This window comes from Pseudomonas sp. SDO5215_S409, assembly GCF_054071325.1.
Genome location: NZ_JBSVWN010000004.1, coordinates 121,978 through 132,541, shown reverse-complemented (window position 1 = coordinate 132,541; position 10,564 = coordinate 121,978). Strand labels below are relative to the sequence as shown.

Annotated in this window: 10 protein-coding genes; 3 read left to right on the top strand and 7 right to left on the bottom strand. The window is 65.5% G+C overall.

All coding sequences use genetic code 11. From position 1 onward, the window contains the following. Positions 1-18: 18 nt before the first annotated feature. The 3 genes from ACW9H9_RS03395 to ACW9H9_RS03385 all read right to left on the bottom strand — a co-directional run bounded on the left by ACW9H9_RS03395 (position 19) and on the right by ACW9H9_RS03385 (position 1,709). Entirely contained in the window at positions 19-315 is a 297-nt protein-coding gene (locus ACW9H9_RS03395; RefSeq protein ID WP_457341683.1) for a YceK/YidQ family lipoprotein, read from the bottom strand. 58 nt (positions 316-373) lie between these two features. Beyond that, complete coding sequence (locus ACW9H9_RS03390; protein WP_457341600.1) at positions 374-709, bottom strand: YceK/YidQ family lipoprotein; 336 nt, start codon at positions 707-709, stop codon at positions 374-376. Positions 710-818: 109 nt separating this feature from the next. Beyond that, positions 819-1,709, bottom strand: a complete 891-nt coding sequence (locus tag ACW9H9_RS03385; protein WP_457341599.1) for a LysR family transcriptional regulator — start codon at positions 1,707-1,709, stop codon at positions 819-821. Positions 1,710-1,927: 218 nt separating this feature from the next. On the opposite strand from ACW9H9_RS03385, the gene ACW9H9_RS03380 reads away from it, so the two are divergent. Genes ACW9H9_RS03380 through ACW9H9_RS03370 form a run of 3 tightly spaced genes read left to right on the top strand, consistent with a single transcriptional unit; the run spans position 1,928 to position 5,962 of the window. Next, positions 1,928-2,971, top strand: a complete 1,044-nt coding sequence (locus ACW9H9_RS03380) for an HlyD family secretion protein (RefSeq protein WP_457370417.1) — start codon at positions 1,928-1,930, stop codon at positions 2,969-2,971. Further along, the gene (locus tag ACW9H9_RS03375) at positions 2,961-4,520 is read left to right on the top strand and encodes an MDR family MFS transporter (RefSeq protein ID WP_457341597.1); all 1,560 of its coding nucleotides are present in this window, start codon (positions 2,961-2,963) and stop codon (positions 4,518-4,520) included. The genes ACW9H9_RS03380 and ACW9H9_RS03375 overlap by 11 nt, the downstream gene beginning before the upstream one ends. A gap of 2 nt (positions 4,521-4,522) precedes the next feature. Then, positions 4,523-5,962 carry an efflux transporter outer membrane subunit gene (locus ACW9H9_RS03370; protein WP_457341596.1) on the top strand — a complete coding sequence of 480 codons (1,440 nt, stop codon included), beginning with the start codon at positions 4,523-4,525 and terminating at the stop codon, positions 5,960-5,962. Here the strand turns inward: ACW9H9_RS03370 and ACW9H9_RS03365 are convergent. The 4 genes from ACW9H9_RS03365 to ACW9H9_RS03350 are packed head-to-tail and all read right to left on the bottom strand — an operon-like array spanning position 5,934 to position 10,414. After that, complete coding sequence (locus ACW9H9_RS03365) at positions 5,934-6,911, bottom strand: ABC transporter permease (RefSeq protein ID WP_457341595.1); 978 nt, start codon at positions 6,909-6,911, stop codon at positions 5,934-5,936. The two genes, ACW9H9_RS03370 and ACW9H9_RS03365, sit on opposite strands and share 29 nt — an antisense overlap. Continuing rightward, positions 6,908-7,897, bottom strand: a complete 990-nt coding sequence (locus ACW9H9_RS03360) for an ABC transporter permease (protein ID WP_457341594.1) — start codon at positions 7,895-7,897, stop codon at positions 6,908-6,910. The genes ACW9H9_RS03365 and ACW9H9_RS03360 overlap by 4 nt, the downstream gene beginning before the upstream one ends. Then, entirely contained in the window at positions 7,884-9,428 is a 1,545-nt protein-coding gene (locus tag ACW9H9_RS03355) for a sugar ABC transporter ATP-binding protein (protein ID WP_457341593.1), read from the bottom strand. Before ACW9H9_RS03355 ends, ACW9H9_RS03360 begins: the two co-directional genes overlap by 14 nt. Continuing rightward, positions 9,428-10,414, bottom strand: coding sequence for a sugar ABC transporter substrate-binding protein (locus tag ACW9H9_RS03350; RefSeq protein ID WP_457341592.1), 987 nt, complete (start codon positions 10,412-10,414; stop codon positions 9,428-9,430). The genes ACW9H9_RS03355 and ACW9H9_RS03350 overlap by 1 nt, the downstream gene beginning before the upstream one ends. Between the last annotated feature and the right edge of the window lie 150 nt (positions 10,415-10,564).

Below are 10,564 nucleotides of genomic sequence, written 5' to 3'. Positions count from 1 at the left end.
CGGCACGCGGCAAGGGGGTTAACGGTAGATTTCGATGCTGCCGTCCTTGTTCTGGCGGTAGACGGTGTAAGGCAGCACCAGGGTGTCGAGCACGCCAGAGGCCACGAACTCGGCGGCGAAGAACGGCCAGCCGCCGGTAACATCACGGGTTTGGGTCTTGTCGCTGTCGGGTTCACCGTTGAGCGTGCAAAAACCGTAGATCACGCCGCTGTAGATACGCGGAATGTTTTCACAGTGGCTGCGGGTTTCCTTGAGGTTCTGGCTGGCGACGGCGTCGGGGCGCAAGACGGTATTGATGGTCCCACACCCGGACATGCCCAGCAGGGCGATTAACACTGCACATTCAAACCCACGGTTCACGAACGACTCCTTGTTATGAACGGCCAGGCCGCCAGTAAATGCCGATATTACCCTCGGCGTTCTGCCGGTAAAGCGTGTACGGCAGCACTACCGTATCAACAATTCCGGACGCGGTGATATCCACCAGGACCAGCGGCACCAGTACCCCGGTGTAGTCGGGCGCGGCATTGAGCAGGCAAAAATCGAAGGCCACACCGCTGTAGACGCGCGGGATGGACTGGCAATAGGTCTTGTGCCGGCGCAGCTCCCGTGTCGCGGCCACATCATCACGCAACACCGTGTTCAACGAGCCGCAGCCGCTCAGGGCGACGCACACAGCGCTCATTCCAGCAGTCATTTTCAGGGTCATGGGCAAGCCTCCAGAGGGCCTGCCACGCTAGCACCGGCCACGGCGAGGCCCCAGCCCCGGCGCACCGACACACCGCGTCAGAAACTTCCGAAAGGGCGCAAGCGGTGCGCTAGTCCACCAACGCCTGCGCCAGAAAATCCAGCAGCACCCGCACCCGTGGCGGCAAATGCCGACGGCTGGGAAACACCGCGCTCAAACACAGATAGTCATTGGCGTAAGGCCGCAGCAACTCGACCAGCCGGCCTTCGCGCAAATCCTCCTGGATGTCCCACAACGCCTTGAGCACCACGCCGCGGCCAATCACCGCCCAGTCGTGGATCACCTCGGCGTTGTTGCTCAGCAACGTGCCATTGACCTGCACCTCACGCGCCACGCCGTTTTCCTGAAACGTCCAGCGGTCGAAAATCCGCCGCCCGCGCACCAGGCGCAGGCAGTCGTGCTTGAGCAAGTCTTCCGGGACTTGGGGCGTGCCGTGCTGCGCCAGGTAGTCGGGCGAGGCGCACACCACCCGCTGGCTGGAGAGCAGCCGACGGCTGATCATGCTGGTGTCGCTGGGGCCATCGGTGAGCAGGCCCACGTCCAGGTCATCACCGGAAATGTCCGCGGGCGAATCGGACAACACCAGTTCCACGGTGATGCGCGGATAGCGCCGGGAAAATTCGGCGATCAACGGCGCGATGCGACGGCGCCCGATCTCCAGGGGCGCCCCCACGCGGACATGCCCGTGCGGCGTCTCCAGGCGCGTACCCACCGCCGCTTCGGCCGCATCCAGTTCGTCCAGGATGAACAACCCGCGCTCATGCAGCACCGCGCCCTCCTCGGTCAGGCTGAAGTGCCGCGAGCCCCGATTGATCAAACGCACGCCCAGGCGGCTTTCCAGTGCCGCCAGCCGCCGACTCACCGCTGGCAATGAGCTGTGAATGCGCCGCGCCGCCTCCGACAGGCTGCCCGCCGCCACGATCCGTACAAACAGCCGCAGGTCACTTATCTCGTCTGCCATCGCCTTCCTTCCTTTTTTCGCAAGGATACCTTCCCACTTCTACGGCTACTCAATCGTTGAGCTGCTCATCAAACTGCCCCGAAACCCGCTTTATCCAAAGGATACAGCCCTAGTCTATCTTTTCAGCGAGCATCGCCGTGAGCCAGTTCAGCCCTCACCCAGAAGCACCCTCTACTTCCGCAGGGAGCAACCAACCCCGGTTATCACCTCGTCGATACGTGACCCGGGCCGCCCCGCTCCTGATCGCCACCGCCGTGCTCGTTCTGGTCCTGGTGCAAGGCCTGCACTACTGGACCACCGGGCGTTTTATCGAAAGCACCGACGACGCCTACATCAAGGCCGACTCCACCCTGGTGTCGCCCAAGGTCGGCGGCTACATCCAAACACTGCTGGTGGCGGACAACCAGACGGTCAAGGCCGGGCAACTGCTGGCCACGATCGACGAGCGCGACCTGCGCTTTGCCTTTGACGACGCCAGCGCCGCCGTGGTCGCCGCCACGGCGGGCGTCGCGCAGTTAGACGCGCAATTGGTGGCGCAAGCCTCGATGATTCGCCAGGCCGATGCCAGTGTAGCCGCCACCAGTGCCACCCTGGACCTGTCCCAGCGCAACGAGGCCCGCCGCCGCGCCATGGCGCAGGTCGGCTACAGCTCACAGGAGTTGGCCGACAACGCCGTCACCGACGCCAAGACCCAGACCGCCAACCTTGCGCGCCTGCAAGCCGCCGCCCTGAGCGCCCGCCAACAGGTGGACATCCTCACCCACCAACACGAACTCGCCGTGGCGCGCCTGGCCAGTGCCCAGACCCTGCGCGGCCAGGCCGAGCTGAATCTGAGCCACACCCGGATCATCGCGCCCATCGACGGCACCGTCACCGCCCGCACCGTGCGCCTGGGGCAGTTCGTGCAGCCGGGTACGCAATTGATGGCCCTGGTGCCGCTGGACCAGGTGTACGTGCTCGCCAACTTCAAGGAAACCCAACTGCTCAACGTGCACCCGGGGCAACTGGCGCGGGTCAGCATCGACACCTTTCCCGGCCACGACCTGACCGGCCACATCGACACGCTGGCCCCCGCCAGCGGTGCGGAGTTCAGCCTGCTGCCGCCGGACAACGCCACCGGCAACTTCACCAAGATTGTGCAGCGCATCCCGGTGAAGATCGTGTTTTCAAGCGCCGGTGAACTGGCCGGGCGCCTGCGCCCTGGCATGTCGGTCACCGCCGCCGTCGACACCCGCACCCAAGGTGAGCGCCATGACGAATAACACCGACCACGTCTCGGTACGCACCTGGGTCGCCGTCGTCGGCGCCGCGCTGGGGGCGTTTCTGGCGATCCTCAACATCCAGATCGTCAGCTCCTCCCTGAGCGACATCCAGGGCGCCATCGGCGCAGGCTCCGACGAGGGCGGCTGGATCACCACCGCCTACCTGGTGGCCGAAATCATCGTGATCCCCATGAGCGCCTGGCTGGCGCGGGTGTTTTCCACGCGCACCTACCTGCTGACCAATACCGTGCTGTTCTTGGTGTTCACCGTGGCCTGTGCCTTCACCCAAAACCTGGGCCAGATGATCGTGGTGCGCGCCATGCAGGGCTTTGCCGGCGGTGTACTGATCCCGCTGGCGTTCTCGATCATCATGACCCGCCTGCCGCCGTCCAAGCACGCCATCGGGCTGTCGATTTACTCGGTGTCGGCGATCTTCGCCCCGTCCATCGGGCCGGTGATTGGCGGCTACTTCAACCAGACGTTCGGCTGGCAGGCGATCTTTTTCGTCAACCTGCTGCCCGGCTCGATCATGCTCGCCCTGCTGTGGTTTTCGCTGGACGCCGAACCGCGCCAGTTGCACCTGCTGCGCCAGGGCGACTGGTGGGGCATCCTCAGCATCGCCATCGGCCTGGGTTGCCTGGAAACCGTGCTCGAAGAAGGCGAAAAAGATGACTGGTTCGGCTCGCCTTTCATCGTGCGCCTGAGCGTGATCGCAGCCGTGGCCCTGAGCGTGTTCGTGTGCGTGCAACTGCGGCGCAAAGCCCCGCTGTTGCAACTGCGCCTGCTGGCCCGGCGCAATTTCGGCCTGGGCACCCTGGCCAACTTTTTCTTTGGCCTGTCGATGTACACCTGGGTCTATATCCTCCCGCTGTACCTGGCGCGCATCCACGGCTACAACTCCGAGCAGGTCGGCTATGTGCTGATCTGGATCGGCATTCCGCAACTGCTGATGCTGCCGCTGGTGCCCGCGCTGATGCGCCGCTTCGACCCGCGCAAGCTGGTGACCGCAGGCTATCTGATCCTGATTGTCGGCAGCCTGCTGGCCACTGACCTGTCGATGAGTTTCGCCGGCCCCCAGTTCATCGCCTCCAGCCTGATTCGCGCACTGGGCCAGGTATTGGTCATGACGCCGCTGTCGGCCATCGCCGTCGCAGGCATCGAACGTGAACACGCAGGTTCTGCCGCCGCGCTGTTCAACATGACGCGCAACCTGGGCGGCGCCATCGGCATCGCCGTGTTGCAGACCTTCATGAGCCACAGCGGCAAATACCATTCCGATGTGATCACCCCAAACGTCTCGCTGCTCAATGAACCCACCCGCCAGCGGCTCGACCAACTGACGCAATGGTTCCTGTCCAAGGGCGTGAGCGACCCCGAATTCGCCCGGCACCAGGCCCTGGTGGACATCGGCCGGCTGATTCGACGCGAGGCGTCGATCCTGGCCTTCAGCGACACCATCATTTTTCAGAGTGCGCTGCTGGGGCTTGCCTTTATCGCCGTACTCCTCCTGAAAAAAACCAGAACCGGCAACACCGGTGAGGCGCACTGACCATGAACACCGCTTACAAACTCACCCTTATCGCCCTGCTGCTGGGCACCGCCCTTACTGGCTGCATGGTCGGCCCCGAGTACTCGGCGCCCGCCGCGCCCCAGGATCAGGGCTATCTTTCGCGCACCGACAAGGGCCCACGCCTCGACGACGGCCAAGCCGTGCGCAAGGACTGGTGGAAAAGCCTGAACGCCCCGGACATCGACCGCACCGTGGCGCTTGCCCTGGCGCAGAACCCGTCGCTGGCCATCGCCCGCGCCAACCTGGCCAAAGCCCAGGAAGGCATCGCCATGGCCAACGGCGGCCTGCTGCCGCAAGTCGATGCGCAAGCCAGCGCCGGGCGCACCAAAGTCGGCGCCACCGGCTTTGGCCCTGAGGCCAGCACGTTCCCGCTGTTTTCCGCCTACGGGGGCGGGCTGCGGGCGACCTATGACCTGGACGTGTTCGGCGGCGCGCAGCGGCAAGTGCAATGGGCGTCTGCCAACGCGCAGGTCGAGCAACAAGCCCTGCACGCCGCACACCTGGAAGTGACCGGCGGCGCCGTGCGCCAAGCACTGCGCATGGCCGTGCTGCGCGGGCAGATCCAGGCGCTCCAGGCGGTGATCGAAAACGATGAACACAACCTGCAACTGGTACACAGTGCGGTCAACGCAGGCGTCGCCGCCCCACTGGACCTGACCCTGGCGCAAAGCCAACTGGACCGTGACCGCGCCAGCCTGCCGCCGCTGGCCCAGGCCCTGGCCGTGGCAAGCGGCGCACTGACCACCCTGGTGGGCACCACGCAAGCCCGCTGGCAGGCCCCGGACTTTGACCTGTCCGGCCTGCACTTGCCGTCAGACGTACCCGTGGCGGTGCCGTCCGCCCTCGTGCACCTTCGCCCCGACATCCTGGCGGCCGAAGCCCGGTTGCAGGCGGCCAATGCCGAGGTCGGCCTGGCCACGGCAGACCTCTACCCGCACCTGACCCTGAGCGCCAGCCTGAGCGGTGAGTCGCTGTTCTCGGGGCCTGCCGACACCGCATGGAGCCTGATCGGTGGGCTCGCCGGGCCGGTATTTCACGGCGGTACGTTGTCGGCGCGCAAACGTGCCACCGAAGACGCCTATCAGGCCACCTTTGCCGCGTACCAGCAAACCGTGCTCAAGGCCTTCGAACAAGTGAGCGCAAGCCTGCACGGCCTGGAAAACGCCGCCGCCCAAGTGCGCGCCGAACAACAGGCCCTCGACTCGGCAGACACCGCGCTGCGCATGACGCGTGAAGCCTATCGGGTGGGCAATGCGGGCATCGTGCAAGTGGTGCAAACCCAGCGCCTGCAGCAATTGGCCGAGCTGCAACTGGTGCAGGCACGCGGCGAGCAGTACCTGCAAACGGTGGACCTGTTCCTCGCCATGGGCGGCGGCGTGCAGCACCCACCCCTCAATAACGCTCCAGCACCCGCCGGCTGACAAAACTGAACACCAGCACCACAAAGATCAACACGCCCGTGGCCACCTGCTGCCAGTAGAAGTTCCAGCCGATCAGCAACAGGCCATTGGCGATGACATTGATAAACAACACCCCCAGCAACGTCCCCGCAATGTTTGCCCGGCCCTGGCGGCTCAAGGTGGTGCCGATGAACACCGCGCCAATGGCGTTGAGCAAAAACGCGTTGCCCGACAACGGCACATACGCGCTCACCGTCGAGCTGAGCAACACCCCGGCCACGGCGCACGCCAGGGCGCTGGCCAGCACCACCGCGGTGATGATGCGGCGCACCGACAACCCCGAGTAATACGCCAGCAAGGGTTGAGTGCCCTGGGCCAGCAGTTCACGGCCCAGGCGGCCACGCGCCAGGACCAGGCCGTAGACCAGCGCCAACCCGAGCACCACCAGCAATGGCAGGGGCAGGCCCAGCGCGCTCAGGCCGGTGAACCCGGGCTTGAGCCCCTGCGCGATGTAGATCGGCTGCCCGCCGTCCGACAGCAACTGCTGGGCGCTGGTGCCGATAAACAGGGTGCCCAACGTGGCCAGGAACGGGCTGATCCGCAGCCCCGCAATCAGCCCGGCATTGAACAGCCCCACCAACAAGCCTGCGCCCAGGGCGCCCGCCACGGCCACGCTGAGCCCGTGCCCGGCGTTGAGCAGCACCACAAAACTGAAGCTGGCAAAATCCAGCGCCGTGCCCACCGACAAATCAATGCCGCCCGCCGCCACCGCGTAGGTCATGCCGATGGCCACAATCGCCAGCAGCACAAAGTTGTTCAGCACCAGGCTTTTCAGGTTCCCGCCGCTGAGAAACCCCGGCGCCTGCCAGGCGAACACCAGCACAATCGCCACAAACAGCAGCGGTAACGTCAGCGGCAACACCCGGCGCCACACCGCACCGGGCGCTGCCCGGGTGGAGACCTGGCTCATGGGTGCACGCCCCGGCTCAAGGCGCTGGAGGCGGCGACCACCAGCAAAATCAGCACGCCCTGCACGCCGTTGACCCAAAAGCTCGACACGTTCAGCAACTGGAACCCGTTGACCAGAAAGCCGATCAGCAAGGTCGCGAGCAAGGTGCCGGGAATGCTCGCCACCAGTCGCCGGGAAAACACCACGCCCAAAAAGGCGATCGCCACCACCGACAACAACAGGTCGCCGGAGCCCGTGGTGCTGCCGCTGAACAACGCCGCCGAACACAACGCGGCCACGCCCGCGCAGGCGCCCGCCAACACATAACTGGAAAACACATACGCCGCCGTGCGGATACCCGCCGCACTGGCGGCCTGCGGGTAATCGCCCACCGCCTGCAAGCGCAGGCCGTAGGGCGAATGCTGGACCAGCAGCGTCAGCGCCGCCGCGCTCACCAGCAACACCCACGCCAGGGCCGGCACCGCCAGCCAGGTGCCGCCGCTGAGCACGTCCAACAGCGGCGAGTCGGTGGGCACCACGGTGTTTTCGGTGAGCACCAGCTCAAGCCCGGCCAGCACGTTCATGCTGGCCAGCGTCGCCAACAGCGGCGGCAGGCGCAGCACCACCACGGCCAGCCCGTTCACCGCGCCCACCGCCAGGCCGCAGCCCAGGGTCAGCAGCAGGCTGAGCCCGAGTTCCACGCCCGCATTGTTCAAGCGGCTGAACACCGCGGCGCACAAGCCCAGGTTGGCCGCCAGTGACAGGTCCAGCCCGCCCGCCACCACATTGGAGCCGCCGCCGATGATCACGCAGGTCAACCCAAAGGCCAGCACCCCCAACACCGCCGACTGGCTGAACACATTGGCCAGGTTGCCCGCAGACAAAAAGTTCGGCGCCGTCAACGCAAAGCCCAGCAAAATGGCAATAAACACACCCACCGAGCCGCGCCGCAGCAACAACACCCCCCACTGCCGGGACACGCCCGGGACCGCCTCAAGCTGGGACATGCACCACCTCCCGCACCGGAGCGATACCCACCGGCGCAGGCACCGCACCCGTGGCGCACGCCAGCAACTGGTCGCTGCTGGCCTCGCCCGCGCGAAACTCTGCGGCAATCGCCCCCCGGTGCATCACCACAATCCGGTCGCTGATGCCCAGCAACTCCGGCAAATCCGAACTCAACACCAACACCGCCGCGCCCTCTTGCACCAATCGCCCGATCAACCGGTAAATCTCCACCTTGGCCCCCACGTCCACGCCGACGCAGGGCTCGTCCAGCAGGTACACCGCCGAACGGCGGCTGAGCCATTTGCCCAGCGCGACCTTTTGCTGATTGCCCCCGCTGAGCTGGCTGACCGCCGCGTGCGGGCCCGGTGTCTTGATCGCCAGTTCTTCGATCAGTTGCAGGCTTTGCGCCTGCTCCCGACGACGGTTCAAAAAGCCCCAGCGGCTGAACTGCCCAAGCCCGGCCAGGGTCAGGTTTTCCAGCACCGACAGCACCGGCGCAATGCCGTGGCTGCGCCGTTCCTCTGGCACCAGCGCGATGCCCTCGGCAATCGCCTGGCCGGGCGAACGCAGGGACAGCAGGCGCCCGTCCAGGTGCACGCTGCCGCTGTCGGCGCGCTCCAGCCCGAACAGGGTCTTGAACAATTCTTTAGCGCCCGAGCCCACCAGCCCGGTGAGGCCGACGATTTCGCCGCGCCGCACGTGCAGGTCGATGTGCCGATAGCGCCGGGCCAGGCTCAGCCCGCGCACCTGCAGCAACGGCGCGCCCGGCTCGACCACCGCCTTGGGGTACATCTCCTGCACCTCGCGGTTGACCATCAGCCGGGCGATCTGCGCGCTGGAAGTGTGCCGGGGTTCCACCACCGCCACGTCGCGCCCGTTGCGCAGCACCGTGACCTCATCACACAGGCTGTCGATTTCCTGCAAGTAATGGGAGATGTACAGCACCGATAACCCCTGCTCGCGCAGACGCCGGACGATGCGCAGCAGTTGGTCGACCTCACGCTTGACCAACGCCACGCTGGGCTCGTCGAACACCAGGATCTTGGGCTGGCGAATCAGCGCCCGGGTGATTTGCAGCACCTGGCGCTCGGCGCTGTTCAACTCGGCGACCAGGGCCCCGGCCGGCAGTTGCAACTCAAAATATTCCGCCAGCAGGCGTTCGGCCTCGCGCTGCTGTCGGCGTCGGTCCACAAACGGACCCCGGCGCAGCTCATGCCCGAAAAACAGCGCCTCGCCCACGGTAAACCGCGTGGGCAGCAGACGCTCCTGATGAATGAACTGCACACCCAACGCCTCAACCTGGCGCGGCGAAAGCGCAGCGGGCACCTGGCCGTCGATGCTCACGTGCCCGGCGTCGGCCTTGTGGATACCCGCCAGAATCTTGATCAGGGTGGACTTGCCCGCGCCGTTTTCGCCGACCAGGCCATGCACGGTGCCGCGTCTCACCTGAAGGCTCGCGTCATCCAGCGCCAGCGTGGCGCCAAAGCGTTTGTGCAAGTGCTGCAAGTGCAACGCCGGGACCGCCGCCATCAGTCACCCCGCAACTGCTGGACCTGCGCCAGGTTGCTGGCGGTGGTCAGCAGCGTAGGCACGTGGGTTTCCTTGGGCAGGTCACGCTGGCCCGCCAGGTAGCGCGCCACGTTTTGCACAGCGGTCTTGCCGATCAGCGCGGGCTGTTGCGCCACCACCGCGCCAACGGGCGAGCCGGGCTGGCCGAGCAGTTCCAGCACTTCGGGGGTGCCGTCCACACCGTAGGTCTTGATCTCGGTGCGCTTGCCATCGATCAACGCCTTGCTGGCGCCCAGTTGTGGGATGTCCCACGCGGCCCAGATCGCCGAGATGCTGCCCGCCGGGTACTTGTTGAGCAGTGCCGAGACTTGGGAGTAAGCGTCCTGCACGTTGTTGGGGATCACGTCACGCAGTTCTGGCTGGATGATTTCCAGTTGCGGGTGGTCCTTGAGCGCCAGCTTCAACTGGTCGTAGCGGATCGCGCACACCGGCACGCCGTAAAAGCCATTGAACACCAGGATCTTGCCTTTGCCGCCGGTGTCCTTGATCAGCTGGTCGGCCAGCGCCCGTCCGGTGGCGACGTTGTCGGAGGTGGTGTTGTTGAGGCTGTACTGCGAGGGCGCGTCGATGGTGAACAGCGGGATACCCGCCTTGCTGATGCGCTTGAGCCACGGGTCGATGACGCTGAGGGTGCCCAGGGTCTGGATGACCGCGTCGGGTTTCTGGGTGACCACGGTCTGCAATTGGGTCACCAGGTTTTTGTCATTGCGCCCCGCGTCCAGGGTGATGGGCGTGCCGCCCAGGCGCTTGATCTCGTCGACCTGCGCCTGGAACGCCTTGATGTCGAAGTAATGACTGGTGCCGGTCATGCTCACGGCGATGCGTTTGCCCGCCAGGGACGGCACGGCCTCATCGCCCTCGCTGGCCTGGGAGACGGCGGCATGGCCCAGCAGCAACGCTGCGCCCAGCCAGATGAAACGCGAAAGCGAGAAACGGGTGCACGGCATACAAGGCTCCGCTGAACGAGGGGTGAAGGGGGTTCACCCGGTGTTATTGCAGAGCCCGTGCCATAAATTTTAGTGAGTCAAATCAGCCAGATAGCACCGCAAGACGCGACCTGGCTGTGTTGTGAACCGCATAACTGTCCAACCGCTGTT

Excerpts from the sequence above, each read along its gene's own strand:
- ACW9H9_RS03355 (WP_457341593.1), bottom strand. The coding sequence starts at position 9,428 with ATGGCGGCGGTCCCGGCGTTGCACTTGCAGCACTTGCACAAACGCTTT.
- ACW9H9_RS03370 (WP_457341596.1), top strand. The coding sequence starts at position 4,523 with ATGAACACCGCTTACAAACTCACCCTTATCGCCCTGCTGCTGGGCACC.
- ACW9H9_RS03360 (WP_457341594.1), bottom strand. The coding sequence starts at position 7,897 with ATGTCCCAGCTTGAGGCGGTCCCGGGCGTGTCCCGGCAGTGGGGGGTG.
- ACW9H9_RS03350 (WP_457341592.1), bottom strand. The coding sequence starts at position 10,414 with ATGCCGTGCACCCGTTTCTCGCTTTCGCGTTTCATCTGGCTGGGCGCA.
- ACW9H9_RS03365 (WP_457341595.1), bottom strand. The coding sequence starts at position 6,911 with ATGAGCCAGGTCTCCACCCGGGCAGCGCCCGGTGCGGTGTGGCGCCGG.
- ACW9H9_RS03375 (WP_457341597.1), top strand. The coding sequence starts at position 2,961 with ATGACGAATAACACCGACCACGTCTCGGTACGCACCTGGGTCGCCGTC.
- ACW9H9_RS03395 (WP_457341683.1), bottom strand. The coding sequence starts at position 315 with ATGTCCGGGTGTGGGACCATCAATACCGTCTTGCGCCCCGACGCCGTC.
- ACW9H9_RS03390 (WP_457341600.1), bottom strand. The coding sequence starts at position 709 with ATGACCCTGAAAATGACTGCTGGAATGAGCGCTGTGTGCGTCGCCCTG.
- ACW9H9_RS03385 (WP_457341599.1), bottom strand. The coding sequence starts at position 1,709 with ATGGCAGACGAGATAAGTGACCTGCGGCTGTTTGTACGGATCGTGGCG.